The 24,120-nt window shown below is 70.4% G+C and carries 23 protein-coding genes, 1 tRNA gene and 1 pseudogene; 12 read left to right on the top strand and 13 right to left on the bottom strand.

Annotated elements, in window-relative coordinates; genetic code table 11:
- Positions 1-122: 122 nt before the first annotated feature.
- Both Q0C41_RS10955 and Q0C41_RS10950 read right to left on the bottom strand, forming a co-directional pair.
- Complete coding sequence (locus Q0C41_RS10955; protein ID WP_291983687.1) at positions 123-1,496, bottom strand: acetylxylan esterase; 1,374 nt, start codon at positions 1,494-1,496, stop codon at positions 123-125.
- A gap of 28 nt (positions 1,497-1,524) precedes the next feature.
- Complete coding sequence (locus tag Q0C41_RS10950) at positions 1,525-1,881, bottom strand: hypothetical protein (protein ID WP_291983685.1); 357 nt, start codon at positions 1,879-1,881, stop codon at positions 1,525-1,527.
- A 79-nt stretch (positions 1,882-1,960) separates the two neighbouring features.
- On the opposite strand from Q0C41_RS10950, the gene Q0C41_RS10945 reads away from it, so the two are divergent.
- Both Q0C41_RS10945 and Q0C41_RS10940 read left to right on the top strand, forming a co-directional pair.
- On the top strand, positions 1,961-2,797 hold the full coding sequence (locus tag Q0C41_RS10945) for a phosphatase PAP2 family protein (protein ID WP_291983683.1): 837 nt from the start codon (positions 1,961-1,963) through the stop codon (positions 2,795-2,797).
- 202 nt (positions 2,798-2,999) lie between these two features.
- Positions 3,000-3,074: transfer RNA gene (locus Q0C41_RS10940), tRNA-Val, on the top strand.
- Positions 3,075-3,374: 300 nt separating this feature from the next.
- Here Q0C41_RS10940 and Q0C41_RS10935 read toward each other — a convergent pair.
- Both Q0C41_RS10935 and Q0C41_RS10930 read right to left on the bottom strand, forming a co-directional pair.
- Entirely contained in the window at positions 3,375-4,157 is a 783-nt protein-coding gene (locus tag Q0C41_RS10935) for a hypothetical protein (RefSeq protein WP_291983681.1), read from the bottom strand.
- A gap of 93 nt (positions 4,158-4,250) precedes the next feature.
- A complete protein-coding gene (locus tag Q0C41_RS10930) occupies positions 4,251-4,946 on the bottom strand; it encodes a hypothetical protein (protein WP_291983679.1) in 696 nt (231 codons plus the stop codon).
- Between the two features lie 584 nt (positions 4,947-5,530).
- Here Q0C41_RS10930 and Q0C41_RS10925 point away from each other — a divergent pair.
- The gene (locus Q0C41_RS10925) at positions 5,531-5,821 is read left to right on the top strand and encodes a hypothetical protein (RefSeq protein WP_291983677.1); all 291 of its coding nucleotides are present in this window, start codon (positions 5,531-5,533) and stop codon (positions 5,819-5,821) included.
- A gap of 34 nt (positions 5,822-5,855) precedes the next feature.
- Positions 5,856-6,236, top strand: coding sequence for a hypothetical protein (locus Q0C41_RS10920; protein WP_291983675.1), 381 nt, complete (start codon positions 5,856-5,858; stop codon positions 6,234-6,236).
- Positions 6,237-6,246: 10 nt separating this feature from the next.
- On the opposite strand, the gene Q0C41_RS10915 is transcribed toward Q0C41_RS10920, so the two are convergent.
- The 4 genes from Q0C41_RS10915 to Q0C41_RS10900 are packed head-to-tail and all read right to left on the bottom strand — an operon-like array spanning position 6,247 to position 10,498.
- Positions 6,247-6,714: a hypothetical protein gene (locus Q0C41_RS10915; protein WP_291983673.1), complete on the bottom strand. Its 468-nt coding sequence runs from the start codon at positions 6,712-6,714 to the stop codon at positions 6,247-6,249.
- Positions 6,715-6,725: 11 nt separating this feature from the next.
- Complete coding sequence (locus tag Q0C41_RS10910; RefSeq protein ID WP_291983672.1) at positions 6,726-7,517, bottom strand: carbon-nitrogen hydrolase family protein; 792 nt, start codon at positions 7,515-7,517, stop codon at positions 6,726-6,728.
- Between the two features lie 55 nt (positions 7,518-7,572).
- Positions 7,573-9,924: a tetratricopeptide repeat protein gene (locus tag Q0C41_RS10905; RefSeq protein WP_291983670.1), complete on the bottom strand. Its 2,352-nt coding sequence runs from the start codon at positions 9,922-9,924 to the stop codon at positions 7,573-7,575.
- 31 nt (positions 9,925-9,955) lie between these two features.
- Positions 9,956-10,498, bottom strand: coding sequence for a YaeQ family protein (locus Q0C41_RS10900; protein ID WP_291983668.1), 543 nt, complete (start codon positions 10,496-10,498; stop codon positions 9,956-9,958).
- A 60-nt stretch (positions 10,499-10,558) separates the two neighbouring features.
- On the opposite strand from Q0C41_RS10900, the gene Q0C41_RS10895 reads away from it, so the two are divergent.
- The 6 genes from Q0C41_RS10895 to Q0C41_RS10870 all read left to right on the top strand — a co-directional run bounded on the left by Q0C41_RS10895 (position 10,559) and on the right by Q0C41_RS10870 (position 15,713).
- Positions 10,559-12,664, top strand: a complete 2,106-nt coding sequence (locus Q0C41_RS10895) for a M3 family metallopeptidase (RefSeq protein ID WP_291983666.1) — start codon at positions 10,559-10,561, stop codon at positions 12,662-12,664.
- Entirely contained in the window at positions 12,661-13,050 is a 390-nt protein-coding gene (locus tag Q0C41_RS10890) for a hypothetical protein (protein ID WP_291983664.1), read from the top strand. The genes Q0C41_RS10895 and Q0C41_RS10890 overlap by 4 nt, the downstream gene beginning before the upstream one ends.
- Positions 13,037-13,792, top strand: coding sequence for a hypothetical protein (locus Q0C41_RS10885; protein WP_291983662.1), 756 nt, complete (start codon positions 13,037-13,039; stop codon positions 13,790-13,792). The genes Q0C41_RS10890 and Q0C41_RS10885 overlap by 14 nt, the downstream gene beginning before the upstream one ends.
- Before the next feature lie 104 nt (positions 13,793-13,896).
- Positions 13,897-14,397, top strand: a complete 501-nt coding sequence (locus Q0C41_RS10880) for a c-type cytochrome (protein ID WP_291983661.1) — start codon at positions 13,897-13,899, stop codon at positions 14,395-14,397.
- Positions 14,398-14,633: 236 nt separating this feature from the next.
- Positions 14,634-15,107 carry a MarR family transcriptional regulator gene (locus tag Q0C41_RS10875; protein ID WP_291983659.1) on the top strand — a complete coding sequence of 158 codons (474 nt, stop codon included), beginning with the start codon at positions 14,634-14,636 and terminating at the stop codon, positions 15,105-15,107.
- A gap of 57 nt (positions 15,108-15,164) precedes the next feature.
- Positions 15,165-15,713 carry a YceI family protein gene (locus tag Q0C41_RS10870; RefSeq protein ID WP_291983657.1) on the top strand — a complete coding sequence of 183 codons (549 nt, stop codon included), beginning with the start codon at positions 15,165-15,167 and terminating at the stop codon, positions 15,711-15,713.
- Positions 15,714-15,725: 12 nt separating this feature from the next.
- Here the strand turns inward: Q0C41_RS10870 and Q0C41_RS10865 are convergent, their stop codons facing one another.
- Entirely contained in the window at positions 15,726-16,973 is a 1,248-nt protein-coding gene (locus Q0C41_RS10865) for a heparan-alpha-glucosaminide N-acetyltransferase domain-containing protein (protein WP_291983654.1), read from the bottom strand.
- A gap of 72 nt (positions 16,974-17,045) precedes the next feature.
- Between Q0C41_RS10865 and Q0C41_RS10860 the strand changes: the two genes are divergently transcribed.
- Positions 17,046-17,960 (top strand): ABC transporter ATP-binding protein, encoded by a 915-nt coding sequence (locus Q0C41_RS10860; RefSeq protein WP_291983652.1) that lies wholly within the window; start codon positions 17,046-17,048, stop codon positions 17,958-17,960.
- Between the two features lie 5 nt (positions 17,961-17,965).
- Positions 17,966-18,706 carry an ABC transporter permease gene (locus Q0C41_RS10855; RefSeq protein ID WP_291983650.1) on the top strand — a complete coding sequence of 247 codons (741 nt, stop codon included), beginning with the start codon at positions 17,966-17,968 and terminating at the stop codon, positions 18,704-18,706.
- A 6-nt stretch (positions 18,707-18,712) separates the two neighbouring features.
- Here Q0C41_RS10855 and Q0C41_RS10850 read toward each other — a convergent pair whose 3' ends face one another.
- From Q0C41_RS10850 to Q0C41_RS10835, 4 genes and pseudogenes are all read right to left on the bottom strand, one after another.
- On the bottom strand, positions 18,713-21,109 hold the full coding sequence (locus tag Q0C41_RS10850) for a metallophosphoesterase (RefSeq protein ID WP_291983648.1): 2,397 nt from the start codon (positions 21,107-21,109) through the stop codon (positions 18,713-18,715).
- Between the two features lie 29 nt (positions 21,110-21,138).
- A complete protein-coding gene (locus Q0C41_RS10845; RefSeq protein WP_291983646.1) occupies positions 21,139-21,939 on the bottom strand; it encodes a DUF1080 domain-containing protein in 801 nt (266 codons plus the stop codon).
- Positions 21,940-22,077: 138 nt separating this feature from the next.
- The gene (locus Q0C41_RS10840) at positions 22,078-23,256 is read right to left on the bottom strand and encodes a glycosyl hydrolase family 8 (RefSeq protein WP_291983645.1); all 1,179 of its coding nucleotides are present in this window, start codon (positions 23,254-23,256) and stop codon (positions 22,078-22,080) included.
- A gap of 47 nt (positions 23,257-23,303) precedes the next feature.
- A pseudogene (locus Q0C41_RS10835) lies at positions 23,304-24,120 on the bottom strand (hypothetical protein); the annotation flags it as partial.

Below are 24,120 nucleotides of genomic sequence, written 5' to 3'. Positions count from 1 at the left end.
TGACGTGACAGCCGGCTCTCTGTGGGTAGGGCTGGCTCTCCGAGCCGGCCGTCATCGTCAGACCCGTGCCCTGCGCCCTGCCGCTGACGGCCCGTTCGGAGAACGGGCCCTACCCACCACCCTCACGGGACGACGGGCGGCGGCGGCAGCGGAATCGTGCTGGGAACACGACCGGTCTTCAACGCCGCCTCGATCCACGCGTCCATGCGCAGGTTCTGTTCCGGCGTCGTGTTGTGGCCGGTGGTCAGGGCGAGCATCCACGACTTCGGCGCGGTGATGACGTTGAACGCCGCGAAGATGGACGTCGGCGGCACGGTCTCGTCGTTGTAGCCCCACGTATAGAGCCCCGGCGCCGTGACGCGACGGGCGAAGTTGACGACGTCGTAGTACGGCAGCGTGCGGAGCGCCTCGGGCGTCGGCTTCGGCCCGGGTCGGGTCGGGTGGAAGAAGTGCGGCCAGCCGCCCGCGCGGTTGTTGAGATATCCCGTCAGGTCCGCCAGCGCCGGGTAGATGGAGGCCAGCACCTTCACACGTGGATCGAGTCCCGCCGTCACGATGGACAGCGCGCCGCCCTGGCTGCCGCCGATGACACCGAGGTTGGTGCCGTCGAAGGTCGGCAGGCTCGTGAGCACGTCGTTGGCGCGCACGGTCGAGAGGTAGATGCGCCGGAAGACGAAGCGGTCGCGGTCCTCGACGTTGTTCATGAAGTAGCGCGACAGGCTCCCGGCCCCGAGCCCGGCGTAGACCTGCGGGTCGAGCGTCACCGGCAGGCCGTGAATCCCGATCTGGAGCGTGATGATGCCCCGCTGGCACTGCGTGAGCAGGCCGCGGTAGGGGCGCACGCCGGCACCGGGCACGTGCAGCAGCGCGGGGTACCGCCCCGGCGCGGTGGGCTCGCAGAGGATGCCGTAGATGCGGCTCGTGCTCGTCCCGTTGGCCTCGAGGCCCACGGTCTGGAAACTGACGTGCGAGACGCGGATGCCCGGGCCGCCATAGGCAGGCAATTCCTCACGCGTCAGCTCGATGGGAATGCGTGCGAGCTTCTCCTTGCCGTCGGCCCAGAACGCATCGAAGTCCGGCGGATTGGTGACGGTGGGCGCGATCGTCTGCGGGTCGAAGCCCGCGGTGCCGAGGCCGCGATAGGCGCGGCCCTCGTGCATGGCGGTGCCGATGCAGCGCAGGAAGCCCGGCGCGGTCATGGTGCCCGCCTCGATCGTCGACGGCGCCTGGCCGCTGACGATCTCGCGCGTCAGCACCGGCGGCAGCATCTCGGGCCCACAGCGCACGGTCACGGTGACGCCAGGGAGCGGATGGCCATCACGGCGCACGTGCACCGAGAACGACGCGGGCGCGCCGACGGCGTACGTCCACGAGGGGCTGACCGGCGTGACGAGGATTTCAGGGGTGCCGGTCACGGCGTCCTGGGCCTGCACGGGCAGGGCCAGGAACGCCGCAGGCAGCGCGGCGAGACCGAGGATCAGACGGGAGATGCGCATGGGTGCGCTCATCCTAGCCCGACTTCGCTCAGCCCTTGACGATGAAGCCCTTCGACGCGAGGTGGGGCCGCAGGCGCTCGCGCAGGTCGCCCTGCAGTTCGATGGCCCCGTCCTCGATGGCGCCGCCGGTGCCGCACAGGCGCTTGAGTTCGGTGCACAGGTCCTTGAGGAAGACGGCGTTGCGCGGCAGGCCATCCACCACCGTCATCGTCTTGCCGCCGCGCCCCTTCTTCTCCATCCTGAGCTTGGCGGTGACGCGCGCCGGCACCGGCTCGTCGGCGGCCGCGCGGGTGCTGCACTGACAGTTGTTCGACGGCCAGCCGCACGTGGGACACGTGCGACCCTGGTCGCTGGAGTACACGAGGCGAGACCCGCGATCCTTCACGGGGCAGATTTTCACACGTGTTTCGGTCGCTACCACCTGCGCGGAGCTCGTCGCGCCCGATGAGCCCATCCGCAGCGCGATGTCACATTCCCTCGAGATGATGCTCTCTCGGCTGGACCTGGTGGTCCTGTGGTGGTGCCTCGTCGCCGCCGTCGTGGCGTTCGTGCGCCCCCTCGAGGCGGCGCCGCGTCGCCACGTGTTGGGGGGCGCCTCTGTTCTCGGCCTGACCGCGCTGGCGACGACGTGGCTGCCAGCCACCGCGGCGGGTGACGTCGTGCGGACGCTGCTGCCGGCCCTCTTCGTGCTCGGCGCCTACTGGACGGCCGCTGGATACGTCGTCGCGCCGGACACCCGCCTCGAAGCGCGGTTGCTCGCGATCGACCACTGGGCGCTCGACGCGCTGCGCCTGCCGCACCGGCTCACAACTGGGCCCCGCTGGGTGCTGGAAGGCCTCGAGGCGGCGTACCTGAGCGTCTACGCGCTGCTGCCCCTCGGCGCGTGGGCCGCATGGGCGCACGGCCGCGCGGTGGCCGTCGACCGCTACTGGACCGTCGTCTTTCTCGCCGAGGCGTCGTGCTACCTGGCGCTGGCGTGGCTGCCGACCCGCCCGCCCCGCGACCTCGAACCCTGGGCCGCGGCGCTGCGGACGCGGTCCACCTTTCGCCACGCGAACGAGACGGTGCTGACGCACGGCAGTCACCGGATGAACACGATTCCGAGCGGCCATGCGGCGGGCGCCGTCGCGGTCGCGGTGTCGCTGGCGTGGCTGCACGTGCCGCTGGCACCGCTCTTCGCCGTAGCCGCCTTGGCGATCTGCGTGGCCACCGTGGTCGGCCGCTACCACTTCCTCGTCGACACGCTCGCCGGCGCCCTGGTGGCCCTCGCGTGGTGGTGGGTGGTCAGCGCGAGCCTGTGAGCGCCTTTGCGCCGGCGCTCACAGGCTCGCGCAATTGAGGCGGGCTTCGCCGACATTCAGCATGCAGAATGAAGGGCGGGGCCGGCTGGGCCGCGCGGACGTCCGCCGTGTCTTGCCAGCCTCCGGACGGCTGCGTTATAGTTCGGTGTTCGTGGCGGCCGCGCGGTAGGCGACCGGCATGGAGCACACCCCCCCTCAGTGTGCGCAGTTGGCTCAGCGGTAGAGCACCGCCTTCACACGGCGGGGGTCACTGGTTCGAATCCAGTACTGCGCACCATCACCAAACACCGACACAACAAGCACTTAGCGCCACAGACGTCGGCGAAGCTAATGACCGAGTTGGGCCGCTCTTGGCTCGGTCTTGTGCCGGTCTTGTTTTCAGCGGGCAGATTCGAGCTCTGTCCCATCGCACTAGGACAGGCTCCTTCAGGCCCCAAGGGTCAGAAGCAAACCGTGGCCTTGACCTCAAGTGCAGGGAGGGACCGGGGCGGCCTACCAGTAGCGGCACGTCCAACCATCGGAGACCACGAACCGCCTGCGGTACCAGCCCCGGCCGAGACGCCCCCGGCTGCGCTCATCATCCCTTTGCCTCGGCCACCGACTGCCCCGCCATCAGGGCCGCTCGCGCGTCGAACTCGACAACGACCTTGCCCGCGCCTCGTGCGTCGTACTCCAGCACCTTCCACTCGTGCGCTTCGTTCCAGTACACGATGAAGCTGCGCAGCTGTGGCGCGAGTTCACCTAGGACGTGCTCGAGTTGGATGCACGTTTGGCGGTCATTCCCTGAGGGAGCCGTCGCCCCGGACGTGCCCGGGTGGTTGTGGTACTGCCGGATCTCGTCGCATCCAAGCCGCCGGAAGTGCCTCGGCCAGCCCTCCGGCCGATCCGCCGGCCGGCACGCTGATGGCGTACCTACTGCCGCCGTCACCCGCACCGCCACACCCTCGCGCATGAAGGCCGTCACGAACACCTCGCGGCCCTCCCGAAACATTCCCACGCCGAGGGCCTCCTCGAGCGAGTCGAGCGCACGCCCGCGCAGTTGGTAGGCCGCCTTGAACATCTCGCCCTTCCCGCGCGTCGGGTAGGCGGCGCCTCGGGCCTCAACGACACCACGGAGCGCAGCGAGCTCCGCGTTGAGCACCTCAATGCGTTCCGTCCACTGACGCGCGGGTGGCAACTTCAGTGAGACCGCCACCGCCACGGCGGCCGCGACGAGTCGCGCGGCCATAGAGAGCACGGGCCAGGCCGGCACGAGTTCAGGGGTACCCCAGACGATGACGCCACCTCCAACGATCCCGAGCAGCGCACGCCGCGTCGCAAGACGCTCCCTGGCCGCGATCACACCATCGGCATAGCTCAAGCGGTCGATTCTCTTGGGTCTGCAAGTCTGCCAACCACCAGGGGCGCCAACGTGAGGCACCATGAGCGCACTTCGCACCGGTTGAACAGCCCGTCATGAGTTCGCTTCGGCATCGTTGGCCCTCCCGTCGTCCGTCGCGCGATCCGCTTTCCCGCATTCACGCAGGAAGCCGATACCCGCCGCATCGAAGTACATGTTGACGATGGCCATGGCTTCGGCAGACGCGCGCATCAAGTTGGCGAACTCGCCCACCAGCGCCTGGCCGTCCTTTTGGGGGACCAACGCGAACTGGAGCGCGTCAAGGCTCGCCTGATGTACAACGCTGCCGTCAGGGGCGTAGGTCAGCCACACTGTGTGCCCTGTCCCCGTGAGCGCCTCCTTCAGCCACGGCGTCAGCACAGCCTTGTCCCAGTGAGAGGCATGCTTGTCGCGCACGCGCTTGATGAAGGCGGACAGTGGGTGTGCCTTGACGAGCAGAAGCCCCATCGCCGCAGCCACGTCCTCGGCGACTTCGCCATGGTGCGCCCAACGTTGCGCGCGCCCGCACGGGCTCTTCGGGTCGGTCGGTGCCCCCGGAAGCAGCGTCAACGCCTCTGAGAGCAGCCCCAGCGCCTGCACGACAGACAGGGTGCGATCCCGGCGGGACGCCGGATCGTCAGGGCCCCCCATGAGTACCAGCCCAAGCGATGACTGGGCGCGGAGCGCGTTCGCAGCGACGCCGAGACGCAGCGCCAGCAGAGCGTCGGCGAAGTCGGCGTTGGCCTTCGATGCCTCAATCTCGAGCGTCATTGGTTCAATGCACTTGCAGGCGCTCGCGCGCCCGTTTCAGTGGGTACCGAATCTCCGTGCCGCTTCTTGCAGCCGGAGCATCACTAACGGGTCCGCGCAGCGGCCTGCTCGGCGAGGATGAAGCGATACGCCTCCGTCGCCCGCGGCAAGGAGAAAGGCACGCGCAACGGCGGGTTCCCTTAGGTCAACGGACGTTGGTGTCTTCCATTGGCGGCTGCTCCGTGCTCTCTTCCCCCTCGCGCATTCGTACCTGCAACGCAGGACTTACTGTTCGACGTTCTCCGCGGCAATCGGCGCGGGCCGCGCGCCCATGCGATGGCCGAAGCTGCGCACTTGAGAGTCGCGGGTCGGAACCGCGGTCAGGTTCTGCGCGTGCTGCCGCCGTACTTCAGGCGACGCGCTGCACCACCCGCCGCCCATTCTCCTTCCATCTTCGGCCTTCCTCCTCTTTACCCTTCCCTCTTTCCGCCCTGTCTTTTTGCCCTGTTCGCCCTTTTCGCCCTTCTGACTTTGTCGCCGCTCCCCCCGCCAGTCCAGTTGGACTCGCCCTTGCACTGTCGACCCACTGTGGAGGTCCGACAGTCATGAAATCGACGGTGTATGAGCTCGGCAAGGAGCGGTTCTGCGTCCGCGTGGACGACAACCAGCAGGGCATGTTCGAGGCGGAAGTTTACAGAATCGGGCCGGAAAACATCATGTCGCAGGTCGTGTTCCCCAACGGCACGCAGCTCACCGCGCGTGGACCGTCGGCCTGGGAAGCCGGCTTCCGCTTGGTCCAGGCACTGGAGACATATGTCGGCGCCAGAGCGGACCAATTGCGCAACTACGAGATCCCTGCGCTGGCGGCCGTCGGGGCCTGGGCCCTCCCGGGCTGAACGACGCGCGGTGCGCTCGGAGTAGGCTGCGGACATGCAGACGCGACCGGTCATGTCCGCGGCAGCCATCCTGATGGCGGGGGCGGGACTCGCCTTGCAGTTCGCGCCGCACGAAGTCCTGGCGGCGACGGGCGCTGCCGCCACGCCGGCCGCCGCGGCCGCGGTGCAGGTCGGTGGCGCCCTCTACCTCGGGTTCGCCATGCTCGACTGGATGTCGAGAGGCGCCCGCATGGGGGGCATCTACGCCCGCCCGCTGGTGATGGCCAACCTGGTGCACTTCGTCGCAGGCGGGCTGGCCCTGCTCAGGTTCGCCGCCAAGGGAGCCACGGCAGGGGTGTGGGGAGTCGCCGTGGTGTACGCCGCGCTCGCGGTCGCCTTCACCTCCATCGCGTTCACGCACCCGAGCGACGTCTGACGTGCGGCGGTCAGCCCTCGGGCACGTCGGTCCACGTCACGCCATCGGTGGAGACCTGGACGCGTGCCCACTGCGACCGCGGCACGTCGCGGTAGCTGGCGCGCCACTGCTCGGGATCGGAGGCCTGCTGTCGGGCATTGCGCTCGACGGCTTCGCCATCGGCCCACGGCAAGCCACCGAAACGCCGATGCTGCGCCCAGGTGGTGCGCACCAGATCCGGGGCGACGCCGATCCGCGCCAGGCCCGCGGCCGCCAGCGTGTCCATCGACGCGGCGCGGAACTGCCCATCGGCGCCGCGACGCCATGGCGTCGCCGTCGGCTCCCACGTCGACCGTGACGTGAACCACACCCCGGCCCGCTCCCCCTTGCGCAGTCCGGTGGTCGAGCGCTTCAAGACGCCATCGGCGAGGATGCGCTGCAGTCGCCCCGAGACCGTGTAGTGCCAGAGCAGCACCGCCGCGTCGATGTGGTCCGTCATCTGCGGGGCTCTCAGCGGTACTCGCCGCAGCGCGACGCCAGCAGGCCGGTTGCGAGCGACAGGTCGAGGTCGGCCACGAGCAGGCCGGCGACGCCGTAGGGCTGATACGCCTGCAGCGTCCCGTCCGGCCGCGCGATCGCCGAGGTCGTCGGCGATCCGTCGCTGGCGTAGTTGACCGTGGCCACGAAGCAGGTGTTCTCGGCCGCGCGACAGAGCACGGCCTTCTCGTGGAACGTGTTGGCCGGGTCGGCGAACGTCGTCGGTCGGTAACCGCCGGGTTCCGCTTCATGGAAGGCCTGGTGGAAGACGACCTGCGCGCCGCGCCGCGCCGCCCAGCGCACGGTCTCCGGGTAGCGCCAGCCCTCATGGCAGATGGTCACGCCAAACATGACCCCGGCCGCCGTGAACATCTGGCGTCCCGCGCCCGGTGTGTACAGCCCCTCCTCAGAGGGATCGATCTGCACCTTGTCCTGGATGCCGGCGACGTGGCCGTCGGGACCGATCACGATCGCCGAGGCGTGGAGCCCGGCGTCGGTCACGCGCTCCGTGCCAAGCACCACGGTGATGCCGGCGGCGCCGGCGGTCTCCCCTACCTGCGCGACGGCGTCGGCCAGCCAGGCCTCGTCGGCAGGCAGCACCCCCTTGCCGCTCGCGCGATACCCCGGCACGTAGCATTCCGGGAAACAGACAATGGCCGCGCCGGCGGTGGCCGCGTCATGAACCGCCGCACGCGTGAGGGCCACGGAGGCGTCTCGCGTGGTCGGAAAGGCGAGGTTGGCCAGCGCGATGCGGATCGTGCTCATCGCCGCAGTATCCCATCGCCGCCGCCCGACAGCGTGGTCTGACGCGTCCCCCCGATCATCTGACGCCGAGACGCCCCGCCAGTGCGTTCAGCTCGGGGTCGCCCGGTGCCAGCACCAGCAGCCGTCGCACGTAGACGCGCGCCCGATCGACGTCCGCGGACTTCTGCGCCGCCGCCAGCCCGGCATCGAGGAGATCCCGATCATCCGGATGGCGCACCAGCGCCGCATCGACGACGGCCAGCGCCTCGGCGACCTTGCCGCGCGCGTCGAGCGCGAGCGCGTGGGCAAAGGCATACCGCGGCACCTCCGGGGCCGCGCGCGACGCCTGCGCCAGCAACGCCACGGCGTCGTCGGGACGCTGCTGTCGATAGGCGGAGAGTCCCAGTGCGTAGAGCACGCTCGCATCGCCGGGCGCGACGGCCAGCGCGCGGCGCAGTGTCCGCTCGGCCGTCGCCTCATCGCCGCCCTGGCGCTGCAGTTCCGCGAGATTGACCCAGGCCGGCAGGAACCACGGGGCATACGCGGTGGCCGCCTCGTACTCCTGCATCGCTGCCGCGACGTTTCCACGCTTCTCCTCGAGCAACGCGAGGTTCAGATACGACTCCGGCCGGTCGGCATTGAATCCCTCGGACACGCGCACGTCGGCCAGCGCCTGCTCGAGGGCCTGCCGCTGGTCGGCCGGCAACCAGGCCGCGGGCTCCCCCGCGAGGGCCGATGCGGCATCCACCCGAATCGTCCGGAGCGGATCGGTGAGGAGTCGACCGCCGACGCGGGCGCGCGCCGCCGGTTCGAGGCGGGGCAGCCCCAACGCGACCGCCAGGCGCACGAGCGGATCCGCATCACCCGCCAGCGCGTCGAGCGACGACTCGAGCAGCGCACTCCCGGACGCCTGCAGCAGGTCGAGGGCCGAGGCGCGCACGATGCCGGGCTGCCGCGGGTCCGACGCGATCGCCGGGAGTGCCGCGATGCGATCGGCGCGACCCGCACGCGCGCCGGCGAAGGTCTCGGCAAACTGCGGGCGGGCCCGCCATGTCGGCGGGCGCCAGCGGTCGAGAGCGGCCGAGGCCCAGGCCGCAGGTTTGGCGGCGTGACAGGCCGCACAGGTGTTGGGGGTCCCGACGCGCTCGGTGATGTCGGGTCGCGGCACGCGGAAGCCGTGGTCGTGACGACGGTCGACGCCCATGTAGGTCTCGGTGGGCATGTGACACGCGACGCAGGAAGCACCGGCGGTACCCGACTGGTGCCCGTGGTGCGTCGGCACGTCGAACGTGCTGGGCAGGTGACACTGGGCGCAGACCGCGTTGCCCTCGGCCTTGAGCTTCAGGCTGTGCGGGTCATGGCAATCGGCGCAGGTCACGCCCGCGGCGTACATGCGGCTCTGGAGAAACGAGCCGTAGTTGTAGACCTCGTCCTGCATCTGGCCGTCGGCGCGGTACAGCCCTTCGGAGAGGAACGTCGGCCGGTAGGACATCAGGAACGGCTGTCCCGGCACGTGCGCATCGAAGCGCTCGGCGCGACGCGCGTGGCACGGCGCGCACACCTCGACCTCGGCCCGATCGGCCCCGGGCGCCGGACTGCGCCGCGCGATGCCCGTCGCCATCTGCATCGTCCACTGCACGCCACGACGCTCACGCAGCGAGGCCGTCAATCCCATCGCTGCCGCGCTGATCGACGCCGGTGACGATCCGGACGGACGGGCGTCGGCCCAGGCCACATGCGCCGACGCGGGTCCATGACACGTCTCGCAAGACACGTCGATCTCGGACCAGGTCGTCTTGTAGGTGTTGGTCGCCCGGTCGTACCCCTTGCGCAGGTTGGTCGAGTGGCACGTCGCACACTGCGCGTTCCAGTTCTGGCTGAACTTCGTCCAGTGCAGCACGTCCGTGTGGGTGACGCGCTCGTCTGCGTAGAGGTGGTACCAGCGCTGCCCGCCCTCGCGCGCGGGACGCGCATCCCAGGCGATGCTCAGGGCCTGATAGCGGCCGTCCGGAAAGGCGATCAGGTACTGCTGCAGCGGATAGACGCCGAACACGTACGCGACGTCGTAATCGCGCACCACCCCGTCGGGTCCGTCGGTCCGCACGACGTAAGTGGCACCACGACGACTGAAGCGCGTGGTGGTGCCGGCGTATGTGAACGTGGCCCGGCCGAAGTTGCCGAGCACGGTCTGCGGTGTCGGCTCCTGCATCGCCAGGTCGTGGTGCGAGCCCTGCCACGCCTGCGCTTCGGCCTGATGGCAGCGGGCGCACTGGGCGCGGCCGGCGTAGGTCGCGGTGGTGGGTGTGGAGGCGGGGGCCGTGCCCGAGGCGACGGGTGGCGGTGCGGCCTGATCGCCGCGGCACCCGATGGCCATCGTCAGTGCGGCCAGCGCCAGGGCGCCGACCAGGGCGCTCATCGTCCGGGGCATCTCCGCACCACTATACCGGCGGCCAGCGGCGTCAGGGGAGCGTGAGCGGCGAGACGGTGCCGGTCAGCGTCTCGTCGGCGAGCGACACGAAGAGCTCGCCTTCCGACACCGCGAGGCCGAAGGCCATGCGTCGCGTCAGCCGCGCGGCCAGCGCGGTGATCAGGCTGCCGTCGATCACCCGCACCTCGATGTCGGCGGCTCGATGGATGCGCGCCCCGTCGAGGCGCCTGACCCACTGCCCGGGGTCCTTGTGCGGGTACACGACCACGCGCGGCGACGCCTTGGCGGCCTTGTGCAACCGCGCCGCGTCCGGCCAGCCGATCTCGATCCAGGCCAGGAGGCCTCCGGTCAGGTCGCGAATGGTCAGGGGCGGATCGTCGGGCGAGGAGAGTCCGCCGGTCGAGAACGCGATGCCCTCGCCGTACTCGAGCGCGTAGGCCAGCACGCGCGTGACCAGATAGTCGTCCGACTCCGAGGGATGACGCGCGACACGAAGGGCGAGGGTGTCGTAGACGCCTCGATCATGGTCGGTGAGATCGATGTCCACGGTATGGATCGTCGCGGTCAGGGCCAAGGCGCCCATTCTACGGGGTCTTGACTCCGGGGGGCCGACACGCACACCGTGGACGTTTCCGTGACCACTCCGACGCCGCCAGATTCGACCGTCGCGCCCCAGCCGCCCTCGTCGCCGCTGCCGCCGCTGCTCTCGCCGTGGACCGGCCCGTACGGCGGCGTGCCGCCGTGGCACGAGGTGACACCCGCGCAGTTCCCCGCCGCGTTCTCGGCCGCGGTCGCCTTGCGACGCGACGAGATCCTCGCCATCACCTCGTCGCCCGAGGCGCCGACCTGGGCCAACACCATCGAGGCGCTCGAACGGGCCGGGCGGCCGCTCGGCCGCGTGCTGGTCCTGTTCAGCGTGATGAGCAGCAACGCCAACACGCCCGAGTATCAGGCACTCGATCAGGAGTGGTCGCCGGTGCTGACCGCGGCCGACGACGCGATCCGGCTCGACGCCGCACTCTTCGCGCGTGTCGCCGCGGTCCATGCCTCGCGGGCGACCGCCGGCCTCACCGCCGACCAGCAGCGCCTCACCGAACGCACCTACGACGCCTTCGTCCGTCAGGGCGCGCGCCTGGGCGCCGACGAGAAGGCGGAGTTGTCGCGCCTCAACCAGGAGCTGGCCCGCGCCTTCTCCGAGTTCTCCACGCGGGTGCTGGCCGCCGAGGACGCCTGGACGGTGCTCGCGCACGAGGACGACCTGGCGGGCCTGCCGGCGTCGCTGGTCTCTGCGTATCGGGCGGCCGCGGACGAGCGACAGCTCCCCGACCAGTGGGTGGTCGTCCACACCCGCTCCTCGGTCGATCCGTTCCTCACGCACTCCGCCCGACGGGACCTGCGGGCACGCCTCTGGACCGCATTCAAGCAGCGCGGCGACACGGGTGGTCTCTCCGACACGAATGCGCTGGTCGCTCGCATCGTCGGCCTCCGGGCCGAGCGGGCCGCCGTGCTCGGCTTCCCCTCACATGCCCACTGGCGCCTGGACGACACCATGGCCGGCACACCCGAACGGGCCACCGACCTGATGCTGAAGGTCTGGGCCCCGGCGGTGACGCGGGTGCGGGAGGAGGTCGCCGACATGCAGGCGATCGCCGCGGCGGAGGCGCCGGGGATCACGATCGAGCCGTGGGACTACCTCTACTACGCCGAGCAGGTCCGGCGCGACCGCTACGCGCTCGACACCAACGAGCTCACGCCGTACTTCGAGCTGAACAGCATGATCGCGGCGTCGTACGCCATGGCGGCGCGCCTCTACGGGCTGACCTTCACCGAGATCACCGGCACCGTGCCCGTCTTCCACCCCGACGTGCGGGTGTTCGAGGTCACCGACACGGAGTCGGGACGCCACATCGGTCTGTTCTACCGCGACGATTTCGCCCGGCAGTACAAGCGATCGGGGGCCTGGGCGGCGGCGTATCGCGACCAGCGTCTGTGGGACGGTCCGGTCACGGCCATCGCGTCCAACAACAACAACTTCGTCAAGGGAGCGCCCGGCGAGCCGGTCCTGATCAGCCTCGACGACGCCAGGACGCTCTTTCACGAGTTCGGCCACGCCCTGCACGGATTGCTGATGGAGGTGAGCTACCCGGGCCTGGCCGAGACGCCGTACGACTTCGTCGAACTGCCCAGTCAGGTGCACGAGCACTGGGTGCTGACCCGCGACCTGCTCGACACGTACGCGACCCATTACCAGACGAAGGCGCCGATGCCGCAGGCACTGGTCGACAAGGTGGGGCGGGCCTCGACGTTCAACCAGGGCTACGCGACGGTCGAGTATCTCGCGCCGGCCCTCGTCGACATGCGGCTGCACACGCGCCCGGACGGCCTCGTGGATCCGGCGGCGTTCGAACGCGAGACACTGGCCGCCATCGGGGCACCACGCGAGGTGGCGATGCGGCACCGGCTGCCGCACTTCACGCATCTCTTCGCGTCCGACGCCTACTCGGCCGGCTACTACAGCTACCTGTGGGCCGACGTGATGGCCTCCGACACCTGGGCCGCGTTCGAGGAGGCCGGCAGTCCGTGGGCGCCCGAGGTGGCCGATGCGTTCCGGCGCCTCATCCTGGCCTCCGGCAACAGCATCGACCGCGCGGAGGCCTACCGGCAGTTCCGCGGTCGCGATCCCGAGGTCACCGCTCTGCTCACGCACCGCGGCTTCCCCACCGACGGGCGCGCCTCATGACGGCCTCCTCCTTCACCGTGGTCGCCGATCCCTCGGGCCGCGTGCTGCACCTCGTGGTCATCGGCGACATCGGCCTGCCCGACCCCGGGCAGGTGCGCGACACGCTGGTGGACGTCGGGCTCGGTGACAGCACGGCGCCGCTGATCGTGGATCTGCGCCGAGCCACGCTGGCGCCGCACGACGACGCCCTGGACACGCTGCGCGATCGCGTGACCCGTTGGGCGACGCGCGGCCTCGCCCGGCGCCGGGTGGCCCTCGTGGCCGCTCCCGACCAGGCCCTGGCCGCCACGCACGACATCGCCGATCTCCTCACCGCGTATGGGTACCGATCGCAGGTGTTCGACACGCCCGCCGCGGCGCGCGAGTGGATCGATGGCCCTCTCTGAGCGGGACGCCCTCATCCGCGATCTCGAGCGCCGGCACGTCGCGCCGCGGTTCCCGAGAATTCAGCTGACCCTCATCGTGACCGGCGCTGGCGTGGCCGGCTTCCTGACGTCCGTCGGCCTGCTGCGCGCGGGCGTGGACGCGATGGCGATCCGCTACCCCCTTGCCGCCATGAGCGGCTATCTCGCCTTTCTCGCGCTGCTGCAGTGCTGGATTCATCTTCACCGGTGGGAGTGGGTGCCGGACCTCGACGTGTGGTCCGGGACAGGAAACGCACGCGGTGACGACGGCCCCGTCCAGATGCTGGCCGGCGGCGGCCGCAGCGGCGGCGGCGGAGGGGGCGCGCGGTGGTCGGGTGACGTGCGCGCGGTGGCCGACGCGCGTGGATCGGCCACGGTGGGCAGCGGATCGGGCGGCTGGTCCTTCGACCTCGACGCCGACGACGCCGTGTGGCTCGTCGTGGTGGCGGTGCTGGTGTGCGGGGGCCTGATCGCGGTGGGCTACGTCATCGCCATCGCACCGGCGCTCCTCGCCGAGGTCACGCTCGATGCCGCGCTCGTCACCACCGTGTACCGCCGGCTGCGTCCACGCGACATGCAGCACTGGAGTGTCGGCGTGGTGCGGCGCACCTGGCTGCCGGCCGTGGTCGTGGTGTTGTGCCTGGCGGGTGCGGGCTACGCGTTGCAGCAAGTGGCCCCCGACGCGCGGTCCATCGGCGGCGTCATCGCCGAGCTCGGGTCCTGAGCCGCCACGCGACCTGGATGCGCCACGGTGGCAGCAAGCTCCGGCGAAAATGCGTTAGCATCGCGGCTTCAGCACAGTGCTGTCGCTTCCCGGGAGATTGCATGATGCGTGGTTTCGTTCCCTTCTCTGCTGCTGTGCTCCTCTGCAGCGTGATGGTCACCGCCGCCGGGCAGGCCCCGACGCCACCTGCGGCGGGCACCGCCGCCCCGGCCCAGGGAGGACTCCCGGCCGACTGGCTGCCGCCAGCCCCGAAGAACCTCAAGCTGCTGCCCAAGGACATCCAGCCCAAGGAACTGCTGGCCATCATGCAGGGCTTCAGCCAGTCGATGGGGGTGCGCTGCGTGTACTGTCACGTTGCCGGCCCCGATCCGTCGGACATGTCGGCGTACAACTTCGAGAGCGACCGCAAGGAGCACAAGGAAGCGACGCGCGAGATGATGAAGTACACCGACGCGGTGAACCAGAGCTTCCCCGCCAGCGTTGGTGACGAACCCAAGGCCGGCGAGCAGCGCGTCACCTGCTACACCTGCCACCAGGGCCAGCGGCACCCCCCGACGAAGAAGCCGGAACCGAAGCCCGCTGCGGCAGCGAAGCCGCCGGCATAGGTTGGGCTCACGGCTCAGGGCTCAAGGCTCAGCAGGGCAGGCTCAGGGCTCAGGGCTCAGGGCTCGGCTGGACGGGCTCAGGTTGAAGGTCGAAGGTTGAAGGTTGAAGGTTGAAGGTTGAAGGTTGAAGGTTGAAGGGAAAAGGGAAGGCGGGATGGGCGCTCGTACGGGCCCCTCCCGCCCTGTCGCGCTGGATGGCTGTTGACAATGCGTGTTTAAACATCTATTGTCATCACATGCAGACGGACCTGCAGGTCGAACTCAAGCAGACGAAGCCATTTCGTACCCCACTCGAGGAGGCGTTCGTCTCGGTGCAGCGCACGGCCGCGCTGCTCGAGCATGCGCTCGAGTCCGAGCTCAAGGCGTCGGGCATCACGAGCACGCAGTACAACGTGCTGCGCATCCTGCGCGGGGCCGGAGAAGACGGCCTGTGCCGGAGTGAGGTCGGCGAGCGGATGGTGCGTCGGGTGCCCGACGTGACGCGGTTGCTCGATCGCCTCGAGGACACCGGCTACATTGCGCGGGCGCGCGGCGGCGACGACCGTCGCTACGTGACCACCCGAATCACCGCCAAAGGCCTCGAGGTCCTTGCGGCCCTCGACGACGTGACCGCCCGCTTCCTGGCGCAGCACGTCGGCCTGCTCGACGCCGACCAGGTGCAGACCCTCATCACGTTGCTCGCGGCGCTGCGCCGGGGCATCGCGACATAGGACTCGCGCCCCCTCACCGCCTTCGACCCTGCAGTCCAGTCATCACAGGAGACGCACATGACGACAGCCAACGCCACCAGCGTGACCCACTATCAGATCGACGCGGCCCACTCCGAGGCCACCTTCACGGTCCGCCACCTCATCACCAAGGTGCGCGGTCGTTTCTCCGAGTTCGCCGGCACCATCGCCTTCGACGCCGCCGCCCCTGCGAATTCGACCGTGGCCTTCACGATTCAGGCCGCGAGCATCGACACCAACCAGAAGGACCGCGACGCCCACCTGCGCTCGCCTGACTTCTTCGAGACCGAGACGTACCCGACCATCACCTTCACCAGCACGGGCATCACCGCGCAGGGTGGCGATGCGTACCACGTGACCGGGCAGTTCACGATTCGCGACGTCACGCGGGAGATCACCCTGCCGGTGACCTTCCTCGGCACGGCGAAGGACCCCTGGGGCAACGAGCGGATCGCGTTCGAAGCCGAGTACACCCTCAACCGCAAGGACTACGGGCTGACGTGGAACGCCGCGCTCGAGACCGGCGGCTTCCTCGTCGGCGACGAGGTGAAGATCGCGCTGTCGGTGCAGGCCGTTCCCGCACAGTGAGCCGGCTCCGGCTCAGGGCGACGCCGGCGCACCACGCCGCGCGCCGCCCGGCCGGAACGCTCCCGCACCGCCGCGTCTCGCGCGGGCGCCCGCCACCCACTGGCACGCGGGCCACAGCAGGATCAGCACCACCACCCACGCCACGTACGTCACCCAGAGCGGATAGCCGAACCCCGGCGGGAAGGCCGCCGCCGGTCCGCCCATCGAAGGCACCGGCATCCGGAGCACCGCCGAGGCCGCCCCGCCGTACACGGCCAGGGCCAGCCCCGCCGCCATCGCGTGCAGCACGACGAAGTGGCTGACGTAGAAGAACAGCGGCACGCGCCCCAGCACCACGAGCGGATGCCCTGGCTGCCAGCCTCGTCGTTCCATCCAGCCGAGCAGCAGCAGCGCCGGCCCAAGGGTCATCATCAGGAACGCAAGCGAGGGCGGATACTTCGTCGTGTTCAGGAACGACAGGCCGGTGAACACGCCTGAGGCCTGCGGCGCCCACGGGGCCGGGTCGCCATACCCGTTGGCCCACCGCAGCACGACGAACCCGACACACAGGGCCAGGCCGACGCCGAACAGGCGCCGCCGACGCGCGTCCGCCGGCAGGGTGAACCACGGGCCGATCGCAAAGCCTGCGCTCATCACCGCGACCCACGGTATCAACGGGTACCCCACCACCGCCACGACGCCGCGCACCGTCACCACCCCTGGCTCGTGCAGCACCCGCCAGAGTCCGGCCCACGAGCCGAGGTCGGCCGCCACCACCCGATCGAGGCCGTGGTGCGCCGCGATGACCGCGACACTGGCCACCAGCAGGAGCCGCGTCGGCACCCACAGCAGCGCCGCCAGCACGATCATCGACAGCCCGAGCATCCACAGCACGAGCAGCAACAGCGGATGGGCCGGTGACCACGTCGCGTTCATCGCCAACCGCATCACCGTCAACTCGAGCACGATGATCCCGACGCCGCGGCTGACCAGATAGCGCGCGACCGAGGCACGCGACTCCCCTGGGCGCTGCAGACGGAGCCACGCCCCCAGCCCGGCCAGCCCGGCAAACGTCGGCGCACAGAGATGTGTGACCCAGCGCGTGAGGAACACTGCGGCGGTGGTCTGCGTCAGATCGGTCGGCGATCCGGTCATCGCGCCGGCGTGGAAGAAGTCGCGGGCGTGGTCGAGCGCCATCAGCACGATGACGAGGCCGCGCAGGGCATCGACGGCCGCAAGTCGGCGTCGCGAGGTGTCAGCGGGCCCCGAGATGTCGGGCATGGCTGGAGATCGTACGTCGGGGCGCGCCGATCCAGCGCGAGGGATTGCCCGGACAGGATAGGCTTGAGGCGGATGGCCCAGGTGATCGAGGTGGACGGGCTGCGCAAGCAGTACGGGACGGTGCTGGCCGTCGAGGACGTGTCGTTCGACGTCAGGGAAGGCGAGATCTTCGGCCTGATCGGTCCCAATGGCGCCGGCAAGACGACCACGCTGGAGTGCGTCGAGGGCCTGCGCACACCGGATGCCGGGCGCGTCCGCGTGCTCGGGCTGGATCCCTGGCGCGACGCCACCGCCCTGCAGCCCCGCCTCGGCGTGCAGTTGCAGGAAGCCCACCTCCAGAAACGCATCACGGTCTGGGAGGCTGTCGACCTCTGGGCGTCCCTGTATCGCCAGCCGGTCGACGGTGCCCGCCTGCTCCAGCAGCTCGGCCTGCACGAGAAGCGTTCGGCGTGGTTCATGACCTTGTCCGGCGGGCAGAAGCAGCGCCTCTTCATCGCCCTGGCCCTGATCCACGATCCCGAGATCGTCTTCCTCGACGAACTCACCACGGGCCTCGACCCGCAGGCCCGCCGCACCATCTGGGAGCTGATTCGCGGCATCCGTGCCCGCGGCAAGACCGTCGTGCTCACCACGCACCTCATGGAGGAAGCCGAGCGCCTCTGCGACCGCGTGGCCATCGTCGATCACGGCCGCGTGATCGACATCGGCACGCCGGCGGCCCTGGTCCGTCGGCATTGTCCGGAGCGCGCCGTCGCCATCACCACCGACGATGCCCGGGCCGCCTCGTTGCTGGCCGCGTGTCGCTCGGTGACGCGCGTCGACCCTGGCGCGCAGGGTGTGCTGGTGCACGGGAACGACGAGGACCTGCTGGACGATGTGCTGGCGTGCCTGTCCACCAACGGCCTGCACGTCACCGGCGTGCAGTCGCAGACCGCCACGCTCGAGGACGTCTTCCTCCGGCTGACCGGCCACTCCATCAGGAGTTGATCAGGATGTTGCGTGGGCTCTGGAAGCTGACCTGGCTCGAGACGAAGATCTTCCTGCGCGAGCCGCTCGGCGTGATCGGCACGGTGGGCTTCCCCATCCTGCTGTTCCTGCTGATGCGACGCATGGGCCGGGGCGCGCCACGCACCGCCCTGCCCGCCCTGTTGTCGGGTGACCTGCCCATCCTGGCCTCCGTGATGGTGGCGCTGAGCGCGGTGGTGTCGCTGGTCGCCATCATCGCCATCTACCGGGAGGGCGGCATCCTGAAGCGGCTGCGCGCCACGCCGCTGCAACCCGTCACCATCCTGCTCGCGCACGTGCTCGTCAAGCTGGGGTTCACGGCGCTGTCGCTCCTGGCTCTCGTGCTCGTCGGGGCGCGATCGTTCGGCCCCTCGGGCGGCGCACCGCTGGTCTCGTTCGGCATCGCCCTGCTGTTCACGACCCTGTGCCTGCTGTCGGTCGGCTTCATCATCGCCAGCGTGGTGCCGACGGCGCGGTTCGCCCAGCCGGTGGCCAGTCTCGTCGTCTACGCGATGCTCGGGTTCTCCGGGCTCTTCGTGGCGCTCGACCGCTTGCCGGCGAGTCTGCAGGTGGTGGCACACGCGCTCCCGATGTCGCACGCGGTCTCGTTGCTGCGCGGCATCTGGCGCGGCGAGGGCTGGATCGCCCATGCGCCGGAGGCGGCCGTGCTCGCCGTGATGTTCGTGGCCTTCACGGCGCTGGCGTCCTACGTGTTCCGCTGGGAGTGAGGCGCGTCAGCGCCAGGGAAGCACCCACTCGACCTGATCGCTGGGTTGGGCGCCGCCGGCCGGCAGGTCGGCCGAGGCGTGGAGGTCGCGCCACCGCAGCCGACCATGGACACCCCACGGCCGCACGCGCACCCGCCGCGCCGTCGGCTCGACCCGGACCTCGACGAAGCTCTGGAAGAACGGCGCTTCGTTCGAGTCGAACAACGCCGACAACCACTCGGCCGTGAAGGGCCAGGCGCCGAGGTCGCGCGTCCACCACCAGGCGGGCCGCTTCCACCAGGGGGTTTCACCCCCGATCTTCGCGCGCACGTCGCGATACCCCGGGTAGTGCGCCCATGTGGTGGTGGCAGGTGACGCCGGCCATGCGAGCGCCGTCCCGAAGCTCAGATACGCGCCGCCGCCGCCGTTGACCCAGTGATGCATCGTCGACATCCCGCGGCGCTGCGGCTGTTCGACGTAGTACTCGAGGTCGTGAGTGTCTCCGGCCATCACGATGGACACGCCATGCGAGCGCAGCAGCGCGTGGAGCGCCGCCAATCCGGTCGGATCATCGTCGTCGGGATCGGCCTGGTAGGTGCCGCCGGCAAACAGCGGGTGCCCCAGCACGACCATCACGAACTTGCCGCGCGCGGCGTCGAGCGCGCCCTCAAGCCAGGCCCACTGCGCGTCATCCACACGGCGCGCGACGCCCGTGTCGACGGCGATGAGTGCGAACGTCTCCGTCTGGACCTGGAAGAACGGCGCCCGCTGACGGCCGACGGGCACGCGGTACTCGCGACCGAGAAAGCCGGCTTTCGCGACGAGGGCCTCGATGTCGGCGTCGGTCGTGCTGGTGATCCGCTCGTCGGCCTCGATGCGCGCCCGCATGGCGACCTTCGCCGCGCTCGGCGTGAGGAACGTCGCGGCGAAGCCCTCGAGCGCGTCGTACCAGTCGTGATTGCCGGGGATGGCGTACACCGGCACGCGCACGCCCTTGAAGGGCAGCCAGAAGTTCGCCTCGTAGTTGCGCATGGCGCCGGTGGGATAGACGACGTCGGACGACACCACGACGAACTTCACGTCGGGCTGCCCTGCGGCGGTCAGCAGCGAATCGCGCAGGACGTGCTGCGAGGCATCGCCCTCGCCCGTGTCGCCGATGACGATGAAGGAGAAGTCGCTCGCGGGCGGCAGTCCCTCAGGCGTGACGGCGAACGCCGACGCGCCTGCCCCGACCGGCTCGGCAGCCATGACGGCGCGGACCATCGCCTCGCGCCAGGTGTCGGTGCGCGCCTCGGCCCAGGAGTTCCAGACGCCAGCGGCCCAGTTCTCCGTGTCGAAGTACCAGCTCATGCCCCACACGGGCACGGTGGCCGCGATGACGGCGGCGGCCGGGAGCCCGATGCGCAAGCCGCGACGCAGCGCGGCCCGCGGCGAATAGCGCGCCTGGCGGACGCGAATGGCGAAGCGCAGCCGGGCCTCGAGCCAGAACCGGGCGACGCGCTGCCCGTAGCGCGCGACCCACAGCGGCGAGTCGCCGATCGACACGGACCAGGCATACCGCTCGAGCGGACGCGTCAGCTTGCGAAACGACAGCCGCGCCGGGGTGACGACGAAGGCGGCGACGAGCAGGGCGATGAACCAGTCGCCCAGCACCGCCACTGCGGGCGACACCGCGGCCAGCAGGGAGCCGTCGAAGCCCATGCGTCCGGCGTGCAGCGCGAACAGGGTCGCGGTGAAGCCGACGATCCACTCGCGATCGAAGGAGCCACGGGCGACCTCCTCCTCTTCGAGCCGATCGGCCATGCGCACGAGGGCCGGATTGTCGTGCAGCCCGAGGTCGACGAGCGCCGTGTCGCCGGCGTCGGTCGAGGCGAGCACCGGCGCGGCCAGGACGTTCCAGGCGGCCCCGAGGATGCGGAGGAACGCCGTGATGGCAATCGTCAGCGGCAACACCCGCTCGCGCAGCAGCAGGATGACGAGGGCGACGGTGAGGTTGCCGAGCAGCGGGAACGCCCAGGCCCGCCACGGCAGCGTGGCGTGACCACGGGCGACCGCGACGCCGCGCCGGGCATAGCGCAGGGCGTCGACGAAGAACCACGCGCCGAGCACGATCAGGAACGCGCTGGTCACGAGGGTGGTGCTGTTGAGCACCACCACACCGATCAGCATGGTGCCGGCGCCGTTGACCCAGGCCGCGCGGGCATCGGCGTCGCGCGATCGGCGGAAGCCGTCGTAGACCTCGAGCAAGCCGGCGATGAGGAGCAGCAGCCCCACCCGCCCCATCGCGCTGTCGGTGGCGATGGGGGTGATCAGGGCCAGCCCCGCCAGCGCGAACAGGGCGATGCCGACACCGCGCACGTGGCGCCGCGCGGGCGCAGGCGCCCCCGCGGGCGGCGACGGGGTCGGGGGACCTGCGTCAGTCATCGCGCCGCGCGTCCGGTCGTCTCACGGCCCTACTCGAGCTCGCGCAGCCAGATGTTGCGGAAGCTGAGGGGTTCGCTCGGGTCGCCGTGCGCCTGCAGCTTGATCGGCGTGGCGCCGTGCGCCTTGTAGGTCGGCGCGCCGATGTAGCGCGTCTCGCCGGTCAGCTCGTAGTTGTTCTGGATCAGGACGCCGTTGTGCAGGACGGTGACACGCGCCCGCGTGCGCACCGAGCCGTCGCTGTTGAACGTGGGCGCGGTCCAGATCACGTCGTAGACATTCCACTCCCCCGGCTTGCGCATGGCATTGGCCAACGGGATGGCCTGCTTGTAGAGGCTGCCGGCCTGCCCGTTCGCGTACGTGCGGTTGTTGTAGGAGTCGAGAATCTGCAGTTCGTAGCCGGCGTCGCCGCCGCCAGTCGACGCGAGGAACAGCCCGCTGTTGCCGCGGCCCTGGTCCTTGCCGGTGATGGTGGCCGGCACCCGCCACTCGAGGTGGAGCTGGTAATTGGTGAAGGACCGCTTCGTCTGGATGTTGCCGACCGGCTTGTCGACGGTGAAGACACCGTCGGCGACCCTCCAGCCGGCCGGGCCTCCGCCCTTGACGTTGACCCATTCGTCGAGGTGCGTGCCGCCGAACAGGACAATGGCATCCGACGGCGCGGCGTCGCTCGACGCGCCGGGCGTCACCACCACGGGTGCGGGCTCCCAGACCTCGGTGTCCTTCGGACTCGGCTTGGGCGACGTCGGAGCCGGCGCCTGTTGCGCGGCCAGTGGAGCGACGAGCAGCGTGGCCAACAGGCACGCCGCACACACGGGAAGGTGCGTGGTCATGATGATGGAGCGGAATATAGCAAACCGGGAACCGGGAACCGGGAGCCGGGAGCCGGGAACCGGGAGCCGGGAACCGGGAACCGGGAACCGGGCTCCGGGCTCCGGGCTCCGGGTAGGGCCGGCTCTCCGAGCCGGCCGTCAGGGCTGACCGGGAACCGGCGGCGTGCGTGAATCGAGGACGCCGTCGGCGGCGGCCAGGCCGAACCAGACCCAGTTCGCATCGTAGTAGCGGTGCGTGTCCCGCATGACACCGCCTATCGCCCCCGCGCCGAGATGCGAGGCGCGCCACGTGCTGGCGATCTCCGGGGCGACGCGTTGGAAGCCTGGCAGGAACGCCGCGTAGAAGCTGGTGGACTCCTCGGCGTTGCGCGCGACACCCTCCGCCGAGTACCGCGTGACGAGGCGTCCGTCGCGCTCCTGCAGGGCGCGCAGCCGCGACACGAGGCGCTCGCTCAGCCGGCACGCCTGCGCCTCACCGAGCAGGCGACAGGCCATCTCCACGCGCCACGGGATGCGCATGCTGTCGTACGAGAACAGCGCGCTCAGGGCATGCCCCGGCGGCAGCGGCTCGAGGCCCCCGGTCTCGCGCAGCACGTGAAAGTCGGCCGGCAGCGCCCAGGGGCCCGCGTCCAGACTGCGTGCGATCAGGGCGTAGCCGCGCGCATTCAGCTGCTCCCAGCCGGCCCCCGGGTCGAGCCACGCGAACCACGGCGTGGCATACGGGTAGAAGTACGACAGGTTGACGATGCGCTCCGGGCCCGCCCAGTTGCCGGCCGAGGGAAACCAGCCGTCGCCAACGGGCAGCGTCGCCCCGGCGCGAATGGCACGCACGAGCGCACGCGCCGCCGTGGCATACGCCGGGCGCTCGAACACGACCGAGGCCATGGCCAGGGCATAGGCGATCTCGATGTCGCCGTCGGTCGCGGTGTTGCGATCGAGCGCGACGTTCCGCGCCGGATCCCACCACCACGAATACAGGCCGTCTGGCCGTCGGAGATGGGCATCGGTCCAGGCGAGCACACGCCCGAACGTGGCATGGTCGCGCATCCAGACCGCCCGCACGAGCGCATAGGACTGCGCTTCCGAGGAGACGCGCCCCTCGCGCGAGGGATCGACCACCTCGCCCTTCGCGGTGATGTAGCGGTCGCGGTAGGACTGCCACAACGCCGCGAGCGTGTCCTCCGGCGTGCCCCGCACGTCCTGGCCTGCGGCCACTCCCGGCGCAAGGCAGACCATCGCCAGGCCGGCCGCGACCAGGCGCCGCACACCGTGCAGTCGGGAGGGGAACCGGGGGGCGTGCACGTCGCGGGACCGCATGGTCGGGCAATCGGCGCCCCCGGGCCCGTCGTGAGCGTGAGACGGGGTCAGGGTCGCGGGGCCCCCGCCGGCGCCACCTGCAGTGCCAGCGAGAAACGGACGTCACCAGCCGTCGAGGCGAATCCCACCTCGGTGACGGTGCTGCCGTCGGTCGGGCCACCTGGCTCGGCCGCGGTCGTCAGCTCGGGAAGGCCGAGTTCGCCGCGGACGCCATCGGCCCGCATCGCGCCGAGCAACCGGCTCGCGAGCGTCCACGCGAGATCCTGCAGCGCCTGCACGGCCATGGCCTCGTCCACCGTGACATGGCGGCGGGCGCGCTGGGCGAGCGCGAGTGTCACCTCCGCCTCCACGCGCATCCGCACGCGATACGTCCCGGCGGGCTCACTCATCTCCAGCGGGACGAGGACGACATGATCGCCGGCCGCTCCCACGAGGGCGGCCGGTTCCTCGTCGACCTCGACGCCCATGCTGGACTGCATGACCTGTCTCGCCACGGTCAACAGGTGGGGACGCGGGTCGAGTCGGACGGGCGTGGGTACGGGTTCGGGCAGCGTCTCGGGCAGGGCCGTCGGAAGCACTTCGAGGCGGGGCGTCGCGACGGCGTCGGGCCGAGGTGCTGGCAGTGGTTCAGGCCGCACATCGGGCCCAGGCTCGGGGCGCACCTCGGGCCGCACGTCGGCCTGCGGCACAGGCCGCGCCTCGGGCCGCGCCTCGGGTGTCCCCCCCGCACGGGGCGCAGGCACACTTCGGCGGATCGTCACCGGTGCGGCCGCACCACGGACCAGCGTGTCGAACTGTCGGCGGAAGCCCTCGGCGACGAAAGTGCGATCGATGGACGCGTCGATCCCCGGGGGGAGCGCGGCC

Source organism: Luteitalea sp. (assembly GCF_022842525.1).
Lineage (GTDB): Bacteria > Acidobacteriota > Vicinamibacteria > Vicinamibacterales > Vicinamibacteraceae > Luteitalea.
Note: the sequence above shows the minus strand (reverse complement) of the source record. Positions and strands in the feature narration are given on the sequence as shown.

Coding starts and splice junctions, on each gene's coding strand:
- Q0C41_RS10875 (WP_291983659.1), top strand. CDS start 14,634: ATGCAGACGGACCTGCAGGTCGAACTCAAGCAGACGAAGCCATTTCGT.
- Q0C41_RS10910 (WP_291983672.1), bottom strand. CDS start 7,517: ATGAGCACGATCCGCATCGCGCTGGCCAACCTCGCCTTTCCGACCACG.
- Q0C41_RS10840 (WP_291983645.1), bottom strand. CDS start 23,256: ATGCGGTCCCGCGACGTGCACGCCCCCCGGTTCCCCTCCCGACTGCAC.
- Q0C41_RS10920 (WP_291983675.1), top strand. CDS start 5,856: ATGCAGACGCGACCGGTCATGTCCGCGGCAGCCATCCTGATGGCGGGG.
- Q0C41_RS10945 (WP_291983683.1), top strand. CDS start 1,961: ATGTCACATTCCCTCGAGATGATGCTCTCTCGGCTGGACCTGGTGGTC.
- Q0C41_RS10955 (WP_291983687.1), bottom strand. CDS start 1,496: ATGCGCATCTCCCGTCTGATCCTCGGTCTCGCCGCGCTGCCTGCGGCG.
- Q0C41_RS10915 (WP_291983673.1), bottom strand. CDS start 6,714: ATGACGGACCACATCGACGCGGCGGTGCTGCTCTGGCACTACACGGTC.
- Q0C41_RS10865 (WP_291983654.1), bottom strand. CDS start 16,973: ATGCCCGACATCTCGGGGCCCGCTGACACCTCGCGACGCCGACTTGCG.
- Q0C41_RS10905 (WP_291983670.1), bottom strand. CDS start 9,924: ATGCCCCGGACGATGAGCGCCCTGGTCGGCGCCCTGGCGCTGGCCGCA.
- Q0C41_RS10930 (WP_291983679.1), bottom strand. CDS start 4,946: ATGACGCTCGAGATTGAGGCATCGAAGGCCAACGCCGACTTCGCCGAC.
- Q0C41_RS10885 (WP_291983662.1), top strand. CDS start 13,037: ATGGCCCTCTCTGAGCGGGACGCCCTCATCCGCGATCTCGAGCGCCGG.
- Q0C41_RS10890 (WP_291983664.1), top strand. CDS start 12,661: ATGACGGCCTCCTCCTTCACCGTGGTCGCCGATCCCTCGGGCCGCGTG.
- Q0C41_RS10860 (WP_291983652.1), top strand. CDS start 17,046: ATGGCCCAGGTGATCGAGGTGGACGGGCTGCGCAAGCAGTACGGGACG.
- Q0C41_RS10880 (WP_291983661.1), top strand. CDS start 13,897: ATGCGTGGTTTCGTTCCCTTCTCTGCTGCTGTGCTCCTCTGCAGCGTG.
- Q0C41_RS10845 (WP_291983646.1), bottom strand. CDS start 21,939: ATGACCACGCACCTTCCCGTGTGTGCGGCGTGCCTGTTGGCCACGCTG.
- Q0C41_RS10850 (WP_291983648.1), bottom strand. CDS start 21,109: ATGACTGACGCAGGTCCCCCGACCCCGTCGCCGCCCGCGGGGGCGCCT.
- Q0C41_RS10855 (WP_291983650.1), top strand. CDS start 17,966: ATGTTGCGTGGGCTCTGGAAGCTGACCTGGCTCGAGACGAAGATCTTC.
- Q0C41_RS10925 (WP_291983677.1), top strand. CDS start 5,531: ATGAAATCGACGGTGTATGAGCTCGGCAAGGAGCGGTTCTGCGTCCGC.
- Q0C41_RS10870 (WP_291983657.1), top strand. CDS start 15,165: ATGACGACAGCCAACGCCACCAGCGTGACCCACTATCAGATCGACGCG.